The sequence below is a fragment of the Mesocryomonas lacus genome (genome assembly GCF_055730135.2).
Genome location: NZ_JBUZWE020000013.1, coordinates 65,208 through 82,026, shown reverse-complemented (window position 1 = coordinate 82,026; position 16,819 = coordinate 65,208). Strand labels below are relative to the sequence as shown.

At 68.0% G+C, this 16,819-nt stretch carries 14 protein-coding genes; 7 read left to right on the top strand and 7 right to left on the bottom strand.

Annotated features, from left to right (window positions below; translation table 11 throughout):
• Window positions 1–196: 196 nt before the first annotated feature.
• On the top strand, window positions 197–1,237 hold the full coding sequence (locus ACZLZY_RS19375) for a glutamine synthetase beta-grasp domain-containing protein (protein ID WP_472935685.1): 1,041 nt from the start codon (window positions 197–199) through the stop codon (window positions 1,235–1,237).
• Window positions 1,238–1,847: 610 nt separating this feature from the next.
• On the opposite strand, the gene ACZLZY_RS19370 is transcribed toward ACZLZY_RS19375, so the two are convergent.
• The 5 genes from ACZLZY_RS19370 to ACZLZY_RS19350 form a co-directional block, all read right to left on the bottom strand.
• Window positions 1,848–2,861 (bottom strand): aldo/keto reductase, encoded by a 1,014-nt coding sequence (locus ACZLZY_RS19370; RefSeq protein WP_472935684.1) that lies wholly within the window; start codon window positions 2,859–2,861, stop codon window positions 1,848–1,850.
• 272 nt (window positions 2,862–3,133) lie between these two features.
• Window positions 3,134–4,651, bottom strand: a complete 1,518-nt coding sequence (locus ACZLZY_RS19365) for a sugar ABC transporter ATP-binding protein (protein WP_472935683.1) — start codon at window positions 4,649–4,651, stop codon at window positions 3,134–3,136.
• 1 nt (window position 4,652) lies between these two features.
• A complete protein-coding gene (locus ACZLZY_RS19360; protein ID WP_472935682.1) occupies window positions 4,653–5,639 on the bottom strand; it encodes an ABC transporter permease in 987 nt (328 codons plus the stop codon).
• The gene (locus ACZLZY_RS19355; protein WP_472935681.1) at window positions 5,636–6,676 is read right to left on the bottom strand and encodes an ABC transporter permease; all 1,041 of its coding nucleotides are present in this window, start codon (window positions 6,674–6,676) and stop codon (window positions 5,636–5,638) included. The genes ACZLZY_RS19360 and ACZLZY_RS19355 overlap by 4 nt, the downstream gene beginning before the upstream one ends.
• Before the next feature lie 75 nt (window positions 6,677–6,751).
• On the bottom strand, window positions 6,752–7,774 hold the full coding sequence (locus tag ACZLZY_RS19350; RefSeq protein ID WP_472935680.1) for a sugar ABC transporter substrate-binding protein: 1,023 nt from the start codon (window positions 7,772–7,774) through the stop codon (window positions 6,752–6,754).
• A gap of 151 nt (window positions 7,775–7,925) precedes the next feature.
• Between ACZLZY_RS19350 and ACZLZY_RS19345 the strand changes: the two genes are divergently transcribed.
• The 4 genes from ACZLZY_RS19345 to uxuA all read left to right on the top strand — a co-directional run bounded on the left by ACZLZY_RS19345 (window position 7,926) and on the right by uxuA (window position 12,214).
• A complete protein-coding gene (locus ACZLZY_RS19345) occupies window positions 7,926–8,660 on the top strand; it encodes a GntR family transcriptional regulator (protein WP_472935679.1) in 735 nt (244 codons plus the stop codon).
• Window positions 8,661–8,681: 21 nt separating this feature from the next.
• Complete coding sequence (locus ACZLZY_RS19340) at window positions 8,682–9,425, top strand: SDR family NAD(P)-dependent oxidoreductase (RefSeq protein WP_472935678.1); 744 nt, start codon at window positions 8,682–8,684, stop codon at window positions 9,423–9,425.
• Window positions 9,426–9,466: 41 nt separating this feature from the next.
• Complete coding sequence (locus tag ACZLZY_RS19335; RefSeq protein ID WP_472935677.1) at window positions 9,467–10,963, top strand: mannitol dehydrogenase family protein; 1,497 nt, start codon at window positions 9,467–9,469, stop codon at window positions 10,961–10,963.
• Window positions 10,964–11,029: 66 nt separating this feature from the next.
• Window positions 11,030–12,214 (top strand): mannonate dehydratase, encoded by a 1,185-nt coding sequence (gene uxuA / locus ACZLZY_RS19330; protein WP_472935676.1) that lies wholly within the window; start codon window positions 11,030–11,032, stop codon window positions 12,212–12,214.
• Between the two features lie 88 nt (window positions 12,215–12,302).
• On the opposite strand, the gene ACZLZY_RS19325 is transcribed toward uxuA, so the two are convergent.
• Both ACZLZY_RS19325 and ACZLZY_RS19320 read right to left on the bottom strand, forming a co-directional pair.
• Window positions 12,303–13,130 carry an amidohydrolase family protein gene (locus ACZLZY_RS19325; protein WP_472935675.1) on the bottom strand — a complete coding sequence of 276 codons (828 nt, stop codon included), beginning with the start codon at window positions 13,128–13,130 and terminating at the stop codon, window positions 12,303–12,305.
• Between the two features lie 116 nt (window positions 13,131–13,246).
• Window positions 13,247–13,987 carry a GntR family transcriptional regulator gene (locus ACZLZY_RS19320; protein WP_472935674.1) on the bottom strand — a complete coding sequence of 247 codons (741 nt, stop codon included), beginning with the start codon at window positions 13,985–13,987 and terminating at the stop codon, window positions 13,247–13,249.
• Window positions 13,988–14,096: 109 nt separating this feature from the next.
• Between ACZLZY_RS19320 and uxaC the strand changes: the two genes are divergently transcribed.
• Complete coding sequence (gene uxaC / locus ACZLZY_RS19315) at window positions 14,097–15,497, top strand: glucuronate isomerase (protein WP_472935673.1); 1,401 nt, start codon at window positions 14,097–14,099, stop codon at window positions 15,495–15,497.
• Window positions 15,498–15,560: 63 nt separating this feature from the next.
• Window positions 15,561–16,742, top strand: coding sequence for an ABC transporter substrate-binding protein (locus ACZLZY_RS19310; protein WP_472935672.1), 1,182 nt, complete (start codon window positions 15,561–15,563; stop codon window positions 16,740–16,742).
• The last annotated feature ends 77 nt before the right edge of the window (window positions 16,743–16,819 follow it).

The window sequence follows — 16,819 nt, the reverse complement described above, 5'->3', positions numbered from 1 at the left end:
CATCGGGGTTCGATGCCCGCTGTCTAAAGCGTTGCGAGGGCCGTGCAGTTCCGGCGCGGCAAGGCGCTCGGTAGCCAGCATCGCAGTTTGGCATGTAAAATGCTTTAAGGTGTGCGGCTGCCCGCGCGGGCCCGTTGAGGGCGCGACGTGGGTCGAGAGTTTCCGGTTCGTATCACCACCTTACGAAAGTTTTGCGATGACCAAATTTAAGCTCGAGTACATCTGGCTCGACGGCTACACGCCGGTTCCGAACCTGCGCGGTAAGACGCAAATCAAGGAATTCGAAGAGTTTCCGACGCTCGAGCAGCTGCCGCTCTGGGGCTTTGACGGCTCTTCCACGATGCAGGCCGAGGGCAGCAATTCCGATTGCGTGCTGAAGCCGGTCCGCGTCTTCCCGGATGCCGCCCGCACCAACGGCGTGCTGGTGATGTGCGAGGTCATGATGCCGGACGGCAAGACCCCGCATCCCTCGAACACCCGCGCAAAGATTCTCGACGACGAGGGCGCCTGGTTCGGCTTCGAGCAGGAATACTTCTTCTACCAGGACGGCCGCCCGCTTGGCTTCCCCGAGTCCGGCTACCCCGCCCCGCAGGGCACCTATTACACCGGCGTCGGCTATTCCAATGTCGGCTCGGTCGCGCGCGAGATCGTCGAAGAGCACCTCGACCTGTGCCTTGCCGCCGGCATCAACCACGAGGGCATCAATGCCGAAGTGGCAAAGGGCCAGTGGGAATTCCAGATCTTCGGCAAGGGCTCCAAGAAGGCCGCCGACGAGATGTGGATGGCCCGCTACCTGCTGCAGCGCCTGACCGAGCAGTACGGCATCGACATCGAATACCACTGCAAGCCGCTCGGCGACACCGACTGGAACGGCTCGGGCATGCACGCCAACTTCTCGACCACCCACATGCGCGAAGTCGGCGGCAAGGCCTATTTCGAGGCGCTGATGGCGCAGTTCGACAAGAACCTGATGGACCACATCAACGTCTACGGCCCGGACAACGACAAGCGCCTGACCGGCAAGCACGAGACCGCCCCGTGGAACAAGTTCAGCTACGGCGTCGCCGACCGCGGCGCCTCGATCCGCGTGCCGCACTCCTTCGTCAACAATGACTGGAAGGGCTATCTCGAGGACCGCCGCCCGAACTCCCAGGGCGACCCCTACGCCATCGCCTCGCAGATCCTGAAGACCATCTCGGAAGTCCCGACCGAGGCGAGCGTTTCGGCTGCCGCGTAAGGGTTACGGTTTAAGGTGAGAGAGGGCGCGCACCGCAGGGTGGGCGCCCTTTTTCTGTTTGGGGAGAGGAGTTGGCTCCCCGAGTAGGACTCGAACCTTTGAGACGTCAGATCGACGGTGTCGCATCCCTTTACAGAACTAGCGCCAACCCCTCCGCTTCGTCATCCCGGACTTGATCCGGGATCCATTCCAAATCGCCGAACGTGATCACGAACGGTGGACCTTCAAGTCGTTAGAAAAGCCGAAGCGTGGGGCGTGATCTGGAGTGGCAAAGTCCACCGCCGTGTTCGCGTTGAGCGGTTTGGAATGGATCCCGAGTCGAGCCCGGGATGACGACGTCTGGAGAGCGCCGGACCAAGCGGCTGGGTGCGGCGGCTCGGTTTGGCTCGGTCGGCTTGTCCGTCGCTATCGCCTGCTCATCGTCAGCAGCGCGCCACCGACGGCCGTCGTGCACCCGGCGGCGGCCTGCCGTTGCGCGCAGCGTGCCTTCACCCACGTCGGTCCGCCGTCGCCCACGGCCCGCCGTCGCCGGTTCTGCGTTGGTTGCGCCCTTCGGCGCCCCCCCTCTGCCTGCCCGCATCTCCCCCTCAAGGGGGGAGATCGATGGTCCTCAGCCCGGCACCGGCGCATCCGACCGCAGCAGTCCTTCGGCCTTCAGGTCGGCCCAGAGCCCCACCGGCACCTGAGTCTGGATCAGCGCCGAGTTCCGCTCGATGTGCGAGAGTGCGGCGACGCCGGGGATGACGGAGGCGACGGCCGGGTGGGTCAGCGGGAACTGCAAGGCGGCGGCGGCCATCGGCGTGTTGTGGGCGCGACATACCGCCTCGATGGCGTCGACCTTGGCGCGGATTTCCGCGGGCGCTGGCGCATAATTGTAGGTCGCACCGTCGACCGCGCCGGTGGCGAGGATGCCGGAGTTGAAGGCGCCGCCGATGACGATGGAGACGTTTTCGGAGACGCAGCGCGGCAGGAAGGAGTTCAGCGATTCCTGCTCCAGCAGCGTGTAGCGCCCGGCGAGCAGGAAGACGTCCCAGCGGCCGCGGTCCATCGCCTTCTCGCAGGCCTGCCACTCGTTGACGCCGAGGCCGATCGCCTTCACCGCGCCGGAGGAACGGAGCTGGTCGAGCGCCTTATAGCCGCCCTCCATCGCCGTCTCGAACGGCGCGAGGTTCCCCTCCCCTTGCGTCTCCTCGCCGACATCGTGGACGAAGAGGATTTCGACATGGTCGGTGCCGAGCCGCTGCAGGCTGTCCTCGAAGGAGCGCATCACGCCGTCATAGGAATAGTCGAAGACCGGGCGAAACGGCGCGGCGTCGAAGAAGGCGTTCTTTGTTGCGTCGTGCTGGGCGTCCGGCACCAGCAGCCGCCCGACCTTGGTCGAGATCACCGCCTGCGACCGGTCGAGCCGCCGCAGCGCCTCGCCGACGCGCCGCTCGCTGAGGCCGGAGCCGTAGAAGGGTGCGGTGTCGATGAAAGTGTGCCCGGCCTCGAAGGCCGCGATCACCAGTTCCGGCGCGTCCTTGTCGGCGATCGGGTGGAACAGGTTGCCGAGCGGTGCGGTGCCGAAGCCGTAGACCGGCAGCGTCAGACCCGTCTCGCCGACCGGGCGTCGTTCGAATGCCATGCTCTTCCTCCCTTGGCCGCTCCGGCCGATTGTGCTCGGGCGGATGCCGCCCGTATTGTCTGGTGTCCTGCTCCACAGCGGCGCGCCCGATCGGCAACGGATCCCGCCGCTGCCACCAGCCCCTGACGCTGCGAGCCTATGGGACTCATTCAGCGTTCAGGACGCTGTTTGCGCCGAGGGTGCCGTAGCGCCGAGAACGCTGAGATAGCGGGACGGCGCGGGAGCGTCGAGCGCCGTTCGCGCAGGGCCGTACCGTCCCGCCTTGCAAACGGCTAGGCCGCCTGCTCCTCGCGGTGGATGAGTCCCATGATCCCCTGGCTCATGCCGTCATAGACCCCGTCATTGGCGAGCTCGCCGCAGACCTTGTAGTCGTTCATCACCACGATCCGGTCGGCAAGGCCGATCATCTCCGGCATGTCGCTGGTGATGACAAGGATCGCGGTACCGGCATCGGCCAGTTCGCGCAGGAGGTCGTGGAGATAGGCTTTCGTCTTGATGTCGATGCCGACCGAGGGCTCGTCGACGATCAGGATCTTCACCCCCGCCGCCAGCCATTTCGCCACGCTGATCTTCTGCTGGTTGCCGCCGGAAAGATTGCCGACGGTCTGGAAGATGCTCGGCGTCTTCACCTCGAGTTTCGCGATGAAGGGGGCGACGGCCTGGCGGATCCGGCCGTCGGTGAGGAGGCCGAAAGCCCCGGACAGCTGGCGCCAGACGGCAATGCCCGCATTGTCGAGCACCGAGTGCATCAGCACCAGGCCCTCCTGCTTGCGGTCCTCGCTGACATAGCCAATACCGTGCCGGTGCACCGCCTCGGCGACGGACCCGATCTTCACCGGCTTGCCGGAGACCTCAACGGTGCCTTGCGTCACCGGCGACTGGCCCATGATGCATTTGGCAAGCTCGGTGCGACCCGCCCCGACGAGACCGTAGAGCCCGACGATCTCGCCCTGGCGCAGAGTGAGGTCGACACCGACGTGGCCGAGCGCCGTCGACACGCCCTTCAGCTGCAGCGCCACCGGCGCGCTCGAGGGCACACGCTGCTTCCAGCCGCTCGCCTGCTCGCCACGGCCGATCATCATGGTGACAAGGTCGTGCCGGGTCAGCCCCTCCATCGAGCGGCTGGGCGAGGCGTTGCTGCCGTCGCGCAGGACGGTGACGCGGTCGCAGATCTCCAGCACCTCTTCCAGCTTGTGGGACACGAAGAGGATGCTCGCGCCGTTGTCGCGCAGCTTCTTCAGGAAGCCGAAGAGGACGTCGGTCTCGCTGGAGGTGAGCGAGGCCGTCGGCTCGTCGAGCAGGAGGACGCGCGAGCGCAGCGACAGGGCCTTGGCGATCTCGACCAGCTGCATCTGCGCGACCGAGAGTTTAGACACCGGGGTGCGCGGGTCGATGTCGAGGTCGAGCGCCTCCAGCCAGCGCGCCGCCTGCCGGTTCAGCTCGGCATAGTCGACCGGCTTCAGGAAGCGTCCGCCGAGCTGCTCGAGGTGGATGTTCTCGGCCACCGAGAAGCGCGGGATCAGGTTGCGCTCCTGGTGGACGACGCCGATGCGGTGGGCGATGGCGTCGCGCGGGCTGGTGAAGGCGACCGCCTCGCCGCCGAGCGTCAGCGTCCCGGCGTCCGGCCGGTGGACGCCGGTGATCACCTTGATCAGCGTCGACTTGCCGGCGCCGTTCTCGCCGAGCAAAGCGTGGATCGAATGCGGCGCCAGCGTGAGGGACACGCCCCGCAGCGCCTTCACGCCCGGAAAGCTCTTCTCGATGCCCTTGGCTTCGAAGACCGTTTCCATCTCAGAATCCCTTCCGCGAACCGGCGAGGCGAACCTCGCGCAGCCGGTTGACGCCGACAGCGGCCAGGATCATCGCGCCGAGCACGACCTGCACCAGGAACGGGTCGATGTTGAACAGCACCAAAGCCTGCGTGATGATCGCGACGATGACGACGCCGAACAGCGTCGCGGCGACGCTGACATGGCCGCCGGCCAGCACCGCGCCGCCGATCACCGGGGCGGCGAAGGAGATGATCAGCCAGTCGTCGCCGATCGTCGGCTGGCCGATCTGCAAGCGGGCGACGAGGAGGATGCCCGCGAGCGCGGCAAGGAAGCCCGACAGCGCATGGGCGAAGATGACGGTGCCGCCGACCGTGATGCCCGACAGCTCGGCGGCATGGCTGTTGCCGCCGACCGCGAGGATGAAGCGGCCGATGGGCAAGCGGCTGAGGAGGTACCAGAGGCCCACGGCGACGAGGACCGTCGGCAGCGCCAGCCAGGGGAAAGGCCCCGCGAGCGTGGCCTGGCCGAAGGCCTTGACGCTGTCGGCGACGCCGTAGAACGGCTCGGCGCGGGTGATGCCGAGGTTGATGCCCTTGTAGATCGAAAGGCTCGCCAGCGTGATGACGAAGGCCGAGATGCCGGTCCAGACGATGAAGAGGCCATTCAGCAGGCCGCAGGCGATGCCTAGCGCCAGCGCGAGGACGGCGGCGACCGGCGCCGGCAGGCCCCAGACCTCCATCATCCCCGCAAACGAGATCGCCGCCAGGCCGCCGATGGCGCCGACCGAGAGGTTCATCTGCCCGATGGCAATGATGATCATCTGCGAGAAGGCGATCAGCGCGTTGACGGCGATCGCCAAGAGCAGGATCTGGATGTTGAACGGCGACAGGAAGGACGGGCTGAAGCTGCCGACGATGATGATCGCCACGATAGTCACGACGAAGGGGCCGAACCAGTCGGCCCGCAGCGTCCGGGAGAGCGGAGTGCTCTGCGTCGTCGCGCTCATGCGATGTTCCTCCGCGCGAGATAGGAGCGGCGCGCCTTGTCCATCAGCACGGCGAGCAGCAGCAGCAAGCCGAGGAAAGACTGGATCCAGAACTCGCCAAGCTGCAGCAACAGGAGCCCGCTGGTCAGCATCGTGACGAGGAAGGCGCCGAGGCACGTGCCGATCACCGAGACCTTGCCGCCGGTAAGAAGCGTTCCGCCGAGCACGGGGCCGAGAAAGGCGGGCAGCAGCCAGTCCTGCCCGAGCTGCCCGGCCATCGACGGGATCGCAGCCCCGTTGCGCGCGACCAGCATCAGGGCGGCGACCGCGGCGATGGCGCCGGACAGCATGTGGCAGAGGATGAAGATCCGCCCGACCGGAATGCCCGACATCTCCGCCACTTCGGGCTTGGCGCCGGCGGCGAGCATTTCGCGGCCGAGCGCGGTGAAGCGGTAGAGGAAGACGAGCCCGAGCGCGACGGCGAGCGTCACCAGCAGCAGCGGAGAGACATAGCCCGCGAGCTTCATCTTGCCGAAGGCGGTGAAGGCCGGCGGCAGACCGCGGAAGGATTCCGCCCGCGTCAGGAAGATCATGACGCCGAAGAAGATGCTCATGGTCGCGAGCGTGATGATAAAAGAGTGAAGGCCCGTACGCACGACCGTCCAGCCGTTGACGAAGCCGAGCGCCGCGCCGAGCGCCAGCGCGCCGAGGATCGCCAGCGGCCAGGGCAGACCGACGCTCTCGATGAGATAGCCGACGGTCATCGCAGCGGAGACGCCGATCGCCCCGACCGCAAGGTTCAGCCCGCCGGTAACGATGACGACCATCATCGAGAGGCCGATCATCATGTTGATGGCGGAGGTGCGGCCGAGGGTGAAGAGGTTGAATGGCGACAGGAAACCGCTCGCCAGCGTGCCGAAGAGCACGAGGAAGAAGACGATCAGCGCCGCCAGCCCGAACTCGTTCGTCAGGTAGAATTTGGTCGCGGCGTCCGCCTTGGCGGCCGGGGCTGACGCCTCTCCGGCCGGGCGCGTGCGCGGGTTTGTCTCGAGGATCATGCGGTACTCTCTTCCGTCAGCATCGAACGGCACGGGTCCGCCGGCGCCCTTGCGGCGCCGGCGGACCCGGCTCGGTCAGGGGCAGTCGAGATAGGTCTTCTCGAAGCCGTCGAAGAGCGTCTTGGTGATCGCCTGCATCGACTGGACGTAGGTGTCGACCGCATCGGCGGCGACGTAGACGGTGCCGCTGTCGATGAACTTTGCCGTCAGCGCGTTCGACTTGAACGGCGCGTCGGCCTTCACGGTGCAGCCGGAGCGGAGCTTGTCGAGCGCGAAGCTGCCGATATAGCCCTGGCCATAGGGGTTCTGCAGCATGGTGCCGGAAACGAAGCCGTCCTTGATCGCCTTCAGAACGACCTCGTCATGGTCGATGCCGACCATCTTGATGCGCTTGTCGCCGATCTTGCGCAGCGCGTTGGCGGCAACGACCGCGGGCACCCAGGCGGTGGTGACGATGCCGTCGATCTCCCCGGCATGGGCGGCGAGGTAGGCGTTGATCTTCTCTTCCGCCGGCTCCGGCGCGTCGATGTCGGCGATCACCTGGACGACGGTCGCGCCGCCTTCCTTGGCAGCCTTCTCGACGGCGTCGATGCGCAGCTGGGTGTTGGGATCGACGAGGAAGCCGGTGAAATGGGCGATGCGCTTTTTCTCGCCGAGCGACTTCAACAGCTCCTGCGTGCCGAGATAGGCGGAGTTGCCGGTATCGGTGCCGAGGCAGAAGGCGGCTTCCGACGGATCCTTCAGGCAACCGGCGCCGGCGATCACCGGGGCCTCGTTGCCGACGAGCTCGGACACCGTGCTGACCGATCCGACGGAATCGCCGGGGAAGACGAGGAAGCCGTTATAGCCTTGCGAGAGCATGCTCTCGAGCAGCTGGTTCTGCTGGCTGAGCTCCCATTTCTGCGGGACCTTGTAGTCGGCGCCGGTGAGCTTGAAATCCCGCGCCGCATCCTTGCCGGCCTGCTCCCAGGCGGTGAAATAGGGGTGCGGGCCGCCCGGCACGAGGCCGATCTTGGTGTCGTCCGCCGCCTGGGCCGCCCCGAGGCCGGCCGCCATCGACAGCCCGGCCACCATCAGTCGCATCATCCGTTTCGACATGAAATTTCCTCCCGTTCCAAGCCGCTTTTCCGTCTTTCTGCTGCCTCCTCCCGAGGAAGCGACGCAGGCGGCTTGCGCTGACCGTCCCGACACTAGTATTCTTGTATCCAAGCCGCAAACGGATTCTCGCGGCAAGGAAATCGGAACTGGCATGAGCGAGGCGACGCGGACGACAGAGGTGCCGGGGATCGGGGGCGAAGGCCTTGCCGACCTCACCCTGCAGCTCGACCGACGCCTCTCGGTCGCCGACCAGGTGCACCGCGTGCTGCGCGAGGCGATCGTCCGGGTGCGGCTGATGCCGGGCACGCCGATCTCGGAAAACTCGATATGCCGTCAGTTCGCGGTGTCGCGTACCCCGGTGCGGGCGGCGATCCAGCGCCTGTCGGAAGAAGGCCTCGTCGACGTCTATCCGCAGCAAGGCAGCTTCGTTGCAAAGATCCGGGTCGGCGGCATCCACGACAACCATTTCGTCCGCCGCTCGCTCGAGGTGGCGCTGCTGCGCGAGGTCGCGCCGCGCTGGACGGGCGCGATGAGCGGCACGTTGCGCGAAGCCGTCGACGCCCAGCGCGCCGCCGTCGAGGCAGGCGACGCCGACGCCTTCCACGCCAGCGACGAGCGCTTCCACCAGCTCTTCGCCGTCCATGCCGGCCGCGACGGCGTCTGGTCGGCGATCTTCGCGGCGAAGTCGCAGCTGACCCGCTTCATCCGCTTCTCCGGCCATGCCCAGCGGCTGCCGGTGGTGATCGAGGAGCATCTCGCCATCCTCGATGCGCTCGACGCGGGCAATGCCGCCGCCGCCGAGGCGGCTTTGGTCACCCATCTCGACCAGGTCTTCATTCTCTTCGACCAGCTCCCCGAGGCGGAGCGCCGGCACTTCGTGCCGTAGGCCCTTCAGAAAGGATCCGACATGCAGGAACTCAGCGGCAGGACCGCCCTCGTCACCGGTGCCGCCGGCGGCATCGGCCGGGCGATCGCCGTCCGCCTCGCCGCCGCCGGCGCCCGCATCGCGCTGGTCGACCGCGACGCGGCGGCCCTTGCGCGCGTCGCGGCGGATCTTGGCGACAGCACCACGCCGTTCGTCGTCGACCTCGCCGATCCCGGCTCGATCGCGTCCGGCATCGCCGCGGTCCTCGCGCAGTTCGAGCGCGTCGACATCCTCGTCAACAATGCCGGCATCCTGTCGCCGAACAAGCTCGCCGGCACGACGCTCGCCGAATGGCAGGCGCTGATGGCGGTCAACCTCGACGCCGCCTTCCTCCTGACCCAGGCCGTGGTGCCCGGGATGAGGGCGAACGGCTGGGGAAGACTGATCAACATGTCCTCCTATGCCTGGAAGTCGGGGGGCCTGACAGCCGGCACCGCCTATTCCGTCTCGAAGGCAGCGATGGTCGGGCTGACCTTCTCCTCGGCGCGCGAGCTGACCGGCACCGGCATCACCGCCAATGCCGTGGCTCCCGCCTATGTGGTCTCGCCGATGATCATGGAGCAGCTGACAGACGCGCAGCGCGCCGCGCAGCTGGCGGCGATCCCGGTCGGCCGGTTCTGCGAGCCGGAGGAAGTGGCGCACACCGTCGCCTTCCTTGCCTCGCCGCTCGCTGGCTTCATCACCGGCGGGATCATCGACATGAACGGCGGCCTGCAGTTCGGCTGACGCGTCCGGCTTCTCCGCCCCTCCCCTGACTGGCAGCCCAGATGCAGCGACTTTCCAACGCCACCCTCGCCTCGGCCCTACCGGGCGTCGACCGCCCCGGCTACGACCGCAGCGCGGTCACCGCCGGCATCGTCCACCTCGGCCTCGGCGCCTTCCACCGGGCGCACCAGGCGGTGTTCGCCGACGACGCCCTTAACCGCGGCGAGACCGGCTGGGGCATCGTCGCCGCGTCGCTGCGCAGCGCCGAGACGCGCGATGCGCTGGCGCCGCAGGATGGGCTCTACACCTTCGCGATCCGCGACGGCGAGACGACGCGGCTGCGGGTGATCGGCTCGGTGATCCGCATGATCGTCGCGCCGGAGGACCCGGAGGCGCTGGTCGCCGCCCTCGCCGACCCCGCCATCCGCCTGGTGACGCTGACCATCACCGAGAAGGGCTATGCCGTCGACCGCGGCCGGCTCGACCGGGACGATCCGGCGGTGCGCCGCGACCTCGCAGGCGACGGCGCGCCGACCTCGGCGCTCGGCTTCCTCGCCGCCGGCCTCGCACGGCGTCGGCGGACGGGTGCGCCGGCGATCACGATCGTCTCTTGCGACAACCTGCCGAAGAACGGTGAGACGCTGAAGACGGTGCTGCTGGAATTCGCCGAGCTGAAACAGGATGGCCTCGCCCGCTGGATCGATGCGAACGTCGCCTTCGCCTCCTCGATGGTCGACCGCATCGTGCCGGCGACGACGCCGGCCGATCGCGCCGAGGTCGATGCCGGCCTCGGCCTTGCCGATGCCTGGCCGGTGATGGCCGAGCCCGCCTTCGACTGGGTGATCGAGGATCGCTTTCCCGGCGGACGGCCGCCCTTCGAGGCCAGCGGCGTGCGCTTCGTCGGGGATGTCGAGCCCTATGAGGAGATGAAGCTCCGCCTCCTCAACGGCGCCCATACGGCGATCGCCGCGATCGGCCGCCTCGCCGGGCTGCAGACCGTGCCGGAAACAGTGCAAGACACGCGGGTCCAGCGGTTCCTCGCGGCCTACTGGGCCGAGGCGGCGCCGACGCTGTCGATCGACGCCGAGACGGCTGCCGCCTATGGCGCGGCCCTCCTACCGCGCTTCGGCAACCCCGCACTGCCGCACCGGACCGCGCAGATCGCCACCGACGCCTCGCTGAAGGTGCCGCAGCGGCTGCTGGCGCCCTTGCGGATCCGCCGCGCGCGCGGCAAGAACGCGCCTGCGATCCTCTTTGCCATCGCCGCCTATATCCGGTCCTGCCGCGGCATCGACGATGCCGGGCAGCCGTTCGAGGTCAGCGATCCCATGCTGGAACGCTGGCGAGATAAGCCGGCGAAGGAAATATCGCCGGAGGCGGGGATCGACGCCTTCCTCGGCTTCGAAAGCGTGTTCGGCACCGACCTCCAACGGGATGACGCCGTCGTGGCGGAACTGAAGGATTTCGCGCGCGCGATTGCGGAAAACGGTGTCCTTGGCGCGATCGAAGCTCGCTTCGGCGGCCTGACGGATGATAACGGGCGCCTAGAGCAACGATAGGCTCTCGATCGCTTGCCCCGGACAGAACGGGCGGGGATCGGGGCAGAGGGATAAGGGAGAGGCAAGATGGAACAGACATGGCGGTGGTTCGGGGACAATGATCCCGTCAGCCTCGATAACGTCCGGCAGGCCGGCGCGACGGGCATCGTCTCGGCGCTGCACCAGATCGCGCCCGGCATTGCGTGGACGGCTGAGCAGATCGCCGAGCGCAAGGCTGTGATCGAGGCCGGCGGTCTCGTCTGGAGCGTCTGCGAGAGCATCATGATGCCGAACGCGATCAAGCTCGGCAACGCCGACGCCCCGCGCGCGATCGGCGCCTGGAAGGACACACTTGCCAACCTCGGCCGCGCCGGGATCAAGACCGTCTGCTACAACTTCATGCCGGTGGTCGACTGGACGCGCACCGACCTGCACTACCGCATGCCGACCTCGGGTCTCGCGCTGCGCTTCGACATGGTGAGCTTCGTCGGCTACGACGTCTTCGTGCTCCGGCGGCCGAACGCCGAGGCAAGCTATCCCGCCGATCTCATCGAGAAAGCCCGCCAGCGGATCGAGGGCATGGACACCGAGGCGATCGACCGGCTCGAAGCCAACATCATCCGCGGCCTGCCCGGCGGCGAGGCAAGCTATGACCGCGCCTCGATCGGTCGGCTGATCGCCGACTATGACGGCCTCTCCGACGACGCGATGCGCGAGAACCTCAAGACTTTCCTGCGGGAGGTGGTGCCGGTGGCCGAGGAAGTCGGCGTCCAGCTCGCCATCCATCCCGACGACCCGCCGTTCTCGCTGTTCGGCCTGCCGCGCGTCGTCTCGACGCCCGCGGACGTCCGGGCGATCCTCTCGGCCGTTGACCGCCCGGCCAACGGCATCACGCTCTGCACCGGCTCCTACGGCTCGCGGGCCGACAACAACGTCACCGCCATGGTGCGCGAGTTCGCCGAGCGCATCCACTTCGTCCACCTCAGAAACGTCACCGTCGAGCCGGACGGCTCCTTCGTCGAGGACGAGCATCTCGAGGGCGGGACCGACATGGTGGCGGTGATCGACCTCCTCCTGCGCGAGGAAGGCCGGCGCCGGGCGGCGGGCGACAACAAGCCGATCCCGTTCCGGCCCGACCACGGCCACCTCCTCGGCGACGACATCACCAAGAAGACCAATCCCGGCTACTCGCTGGTCGGCCGGCTGAAGGGCCTGGCGGAACTGCGCGGCATCATCCGCACGCTGGAGCACCCGACGCTCGGCCGGGGGTGAGGCTAAGCGCCCGCGGCTGAGGCCGAAGCGCAAACGCTGAAACCGTCATCCCGGGAAGCCGGGATGACCGAGCTGAAATTCCGCAGCGTCACCCCAGCCGGTAGATCCGCTCGGCATTGCGGTGGAAGAGGCGGGCCTGTTCGTCCTCGCTGCAGCCAACAACGATCGTCCGGACAGCCTCGACCCAGACCGTCAGCCCGCCGCCGAGGGTCGCGACCGGATGGTCGCTGCCCCAGACGAGGCGGTCCCAGCCGAAACAGGCGACAATGTGCTCGACCACGGGGCGGAGATCCTCCGGCGTCCAGCCGGCGGCGGCGTGGTTGACGATGCCGGAGATCTTGCCGGCGACGTTCGGCAGGGCGGCGATGGCGGCGATGTCGGCCCGCCAGACGTCGAGGTCGCCGGTGGCGATCGGCGGGTTGCCGCAATGGTCGAGGACGAAGGAGACGTCCGGGCAGCGCTCGGCCAGCGCCCGGCCGATCGGCAACTGCCGCGCCTGCACGCAGAGATCGAAGCTGAGGCCGGTCGGTCCGATGCGGCGGATGTTGTCGGTGAAGCGGGCGGAGGCCGAGAGATCGTCCGGCGATTCATGCAGGATACGGCGCAGGCCCCGGACGCCGGGAATGGCCTGCAGCCGCTCCAGCGCCGCCGGGAAGTCGGCATGCTCCGGCCGGCAGGCGGCCACGGCGCCGATCACCCGCGGTTCGAGCCCCAGCACCAGCGCCGTTTCCGCCGCCTGGTCGGCTTCCGCGACGTCCACTTCCATGTGCAGCGCCGAGGCGATTCCGAGCGGTTCGGCCTCGGCGAAATAGGCCTCGACCGACCAGGGCCGGTTCAGCGCCGGCGCGCCCGCCAGCCAGGGATAGGCGAGGCGGTCGGGGTAGACGAGGTGGAGATGGGTATCGAGGATGCGCATGGGATCTTCCTCTGGTGGCATCGAACGGGGCGCCCGCGCCGTCCCCTCGCCGTGGCGGCGCGCCGGCCGCAGGACCCGAGGTGCGAGCGGAGTGACAAGAATAGAGGGCGCGTGGCTCAGGCGAAATAGGCGGGATGGCGGAGGCGCAGTTCGGCGACGTCGGGAATGACCGCGTTGAGGTGGCCTTCCATCGCCGTCGCCGCCGCTGCGACGTCGCCGCCGACGATGGCGTCGCGGATGACGACGTGCTCGGCGATCACCTGGCCCATCCGGTCGAGGGCCGGCAAGGTGAGGCGCCGCGCCCGGTCGATCTGAACCTTTACCTGGGCCAAGAGCTTCCAGATGCCGGGATGGCCGCCGATCGCGGCGATCTCGGCATGGAACGCCTCATCGGCCTCGTGAAAACCGCCGAGGTCGCCGATCTCGTCCATCAGCCGCTGCCGCGCGATGATCGCGTCGAGCCGCCGGCCCCGGTCGGCCGCCGTCGAGCGGGCCGCGGCGGAAACGGTGATGCCCTCGAGCGCCTGGCGCACCAGCACGGCCTCGGGAATGGCATTGACCGGCACCCGCGAGACGAAGGTGCCGGATTGCGGGAAGATGTCGACGAGCCCCATTTCAGCCAGCCGCAGAACGGCCTCGCGCACCGGCGTCCGGCTGACCCCGAAGCGCTCGACCAGCATCTTTTCCTGCAGGGGCGTGCCGGGGGCGAGTTCCAGCGCGACGATCTCGGAGAGCAGCGTCGCGTAGATCAGGCCGGCCGAGGTGATCCGCTGCGGCCGCCCCGCCGCCGTCTTGCCGCTGCCCGCGCCATGCCCTCCGGGAGCGACATATCCATCCGGCACTGACGTCTCCCTCATCTCTTGGTTGACATTCTAATATATCAGCGCAATGGTCCTGCCAAGAGCGACCGCCAAGGCGCCCAGCAGGAATAAGCCGCCGGCGCGGCGGATGTGGGAGGAGACGGGGATGGCGCTGCACCCGGATCGGCTGTTTCCGATCGAGGCGGACGCGCGGGCGATCGCCCGGCGCCTCTACGGCGAGGTCGCGGCCCTGCCGATCCTGTCGCCGCACGGCCATACCGAGCCGTCCTGGTACGCAGACAACACGCCGTTCAGCGATCCCGCCCAGCTCTTCGTTGTGCCCGACCACTACATCTTCCGCATGCTCTATTCGCAGGGCGTGCCGCTGGAAAAGCTCGGCATTCCGCGCAGCGACGGCGGGCCGACCGAGACCGACGGGCGGGCGATCTGGCGGATTTTCGCCGAGCACTACCGGCTGTTCCGCGGGACGCCCTCGCGGCTCTGGTTCGAGCATGCGCTGGAAAGCGTGTTCGGCATCGAGGACCGGCTGACGGCGGAGAATGCCGACACTCTCTACGACCGCATCGCCGAGGCCTTGCCGACCGACGCCCTCAGGCCGCGCGCTTTGTTCGACCGGTTCGGCATCCAGGCGATCTCGACCACGGATCCGGCGACCGACGACCTGTCGCTGCACCGCCGGATCAGGGCGTCCGGCTGGGCCGGACGGGTGCTGCCGACCTACCGGCCGGACGCCGTGGTCGACCCCGAGCGGCCGGGCTTTGCCGACGCGCTGCAGCGGTTCCTGGCGATCGAGGGCCAGCCGACGAGCTATGCCGGCTATCTCGAGGCGCACCGTCGCCGGCGGGCCTTCTTCATTGCCAACGGCGCCACCGCGACCGACCACGGCCATCCCACCGCCCGCACCGCCGATCTCGCGCCCGCCGACGCCGCCGCGCTATTCGACGCGATCGTGGCGGGGGCGGCAACGCCTGACCAGGCCGAGACCTTCCGCGCGCAGATGCTGACGGAGATGGCGCGGATGAGCGTTGCCGACGGGCTGGTGATGCAGATCCATCCGGGATCGGTGCGCAACCACAATGCCGGCGTCTTCGCCCGCTTCGGCTTCGACAAGGGCGCCGACATCCCCGGCCCCACCGGCTACGTCCATGCGCTGAAGCCGCTGCTCGACGCCGTCGGCAACGAGCAGGGCCTCACCATCATCCTCTTCACCCTCGACGAAACAGCCTATTCGCGCGAGCTCGCGCCGCTCGCCGGCCACTATCCAGCGCTGCGGTTGGGGCCGCCCTGGTGGTTCTTCGACAGCCCCGAGGGCATGCGCCGCTTCCGCGAGACGGCGACCGAGACCGCCGGCTTCTACAACACCGTCGGGTTCAACGATGACACCCGCGCCTTTCTTTCGATCCCCGCCCGCCACGACATGGCGCGGAGGGTCGACTGCGCCTGCCTCGCCCGCCTCGTCGCCGACCACCGGCTGGACGAGGACGAGGCGAAGGAAGTCGCCCACGATCTCGCCTACCGCTTGGCGAAGGACGCCTACCGCCTGTGACGACAACCTGACAACGGACCGGCGGCCGGGAGGCCGATCGGTGTTTCTGGGAGGAAACACACCATGCGCATCAACCGCAGACATCTCATCGGGGGCTCCGCCGCGCTGGCCGGAGCTTCGCTACTGCCGTTCGGCGGCAAGGCCTTCGCCGCGCTGAAGGCGCCGTCGAGCCCGGTGACGATCACCGTCGTCGACGTCGCCGGCAACCTCGCGCTGACGCAGGCCGCCATGCAGCGCTACACCGAGGCGAAGCCCGAATGGGCGAGCCGCATCGCCTTCACCAAGGCGCCGGCGCCCGAACTGCCTTCCAAGCTCAAGGCTCAGCAGGCCGCGGGCCGGCTCGACATCGACCTTGTGCTGACCGGCACCGACGCGCTCTCGGCCGGCCTCGACCAGGACATCTGGACCGACCTCTCGCCCTACAAGGCGGACCTGCCGAACCTTGAATCCATCCTGATCCCGCAGGCGTTCAAGATGCAGGCGATGGCCAAGGACCGCGGCGTCGTCGTCTCCTATTACCCCTCCGGCCCGCTGATCGAGTACATGCCGGACCGCGTCGCGACGCCGCCGACCAGCGCCGAAGAACTCCTCGCCTATACCAAGGCCAACCCGAACAAGTTCATCTACGCCCGCCCCGCCAATTCCGGCCCCGGCCGCACCTTCCTGATGGGCTTGCCCTACATTCTCGGCGACAGCGACCCGCGCGACCCCGAAAAGGGTTGGGAGAAGACCTGGACCTTCCTCGAGGCGCTCGGCGAGAACATCGAGTACTACGCCACCGGCACCACGCAGACGATGCGCGAGTTCGGCGAAGGCACCCGCGACATCGTCGTGTCGACCACCGGCTGGGACATCAACCCGCGCGTCCTCGGCATCGTGCCGGCGGAGGCCAAGGTCGGCACGCTCGCCGGCTTCCATTGGGTGACCGACGCCCACTACATGGTCGTGCCGAAGGGCGTCTCGGAAGAAAAGCTCGCCGTCCTCCTCGACCTTATGAACTTCATGATGACGCCGGAGAGCCAGGCCTATGCCTACGACCAGGGTTATTTCTACCCGGGCCCCGCGGTGAAGGACGTGCCGCTGTCGATGGCGCCGCAGGAGAGCCAGGACGCGATCAAGGAGTTCGGCCGGCCGGAATACGACAAGTGGATCGCCGAGACGCCTCTGGAAGTGCCGCTCGACCCCGACAAGATCGTCGCCGCGTTCCGCATCTGGGACGAGCGCATCGGCGCCAAGAAGAGCTGAGCCCTTTGGGGCCGCCCTCTCCGGCGGCCCCATCCTCTCTGGCCGATGCCCCGCCGCTTTGCCTGATCCAAGGACTG

Bases quoted from the DNA above. Each gene is read 5' to 3' on its own strand.
- ACZLZY_RS19360 (WP_472935682.1), bottom strand. From the start codon at position 5,639: ATGAGCGCGACGACGCAGAGCACTCCGCTCTCCCGGACGCTGCGGGCC.
- ACZLZY_RS19325 (WP_472935675.1), bottom strand. From the start codon at position 13,130: ATGCGCATCCTCGATACCCATCTCCACCTCGTCTACCCCGACCGCCTC.
- ACZLZY_RS19370 (WP_472935684.1), bottom strand. From the start codon at position 2,861: ATGGCATTCGAACGACGCCCGGTCGGCGAGACGGGTCTGACGCTGCCG.
- uxaC (WP_472935673.1), top strand. From the start codon at position 14,097: ATGGCGCTGCACCCGGATCGGCTGTTTCCGATCGAGGCGGACGCGCGG.
- ACZLZY_RS19310 (WP_472935672.1), top strand. From the start codon at position 15,561: ATGCGCATCAACCGCAGACATCTCATCGGGGGCTCCGCCGCGCTGGCC.
- ACZLZY_RS19350 (WP_472935680.1), bottom strand. From the start codon at position 7,774: ATGTCGAAACGGATGATGCGACTGATGGTGGCCGGGCTGTCGATGGCG.
- uxuA (WP_472935676.1), top strand. From the start codon at position 11,030: ATGGAACAGACATGGCGGTGGTTCGGGGACAATGATCCCGTCAGCCTC.
- ACZLZY_RS19345 (WP_472935679.1), top strand. From the start codon at position 7,926: ATGAGCGAGGCGACGCGGACGACAGAGGTGCCGGGGATCGGGGGCGAA.
- ACZLZY_RS19320 (WP_472935674.1), bottom strand. From the start codon at position 13,987: ATGAGGGAGACGTCAGTGCCGGATGGATATGTCGCTCCCGGAGGGCAT.
- ACZLZY_RS19355 (WP_472935681.1), bottom strand. From the start codon at position 6,676: ATGATCCTCGAGACAAACCCGCGCACGCGCCCGGCCGGAGAGGCGTCA.
- ACZLZY_RS19375 (WP_472935685.1), top strand. From the start codon at position 197: ATGACCAAATTTAAGCTCGAGTACATCTGGCTCGACGGCTACACGCCG.
- ACZLZY_RS19335 (WP_472935677.1), top strand. From the start codon at position 9,467: ATGCAGCGACTTTCCAACGCCACCCTCGCCTCGGCCCTACCGGGCGTC.
- ACZLZY_RS19365 (WP_472935683.1), bottom strand. From the start codon at position 4,651: ATGGAAACGGTCTTCGAAGCCAAGGGCATCGAGAAGAGCTTTCCGGGC.
- ACZLZY_RS19340 (WP_472935678.1), top strand. From the start codon at position 8,682: ATGCAGGAACTCAGCGGCAGGACCGCCCTCGTCACCGGTGCCGCCGGC.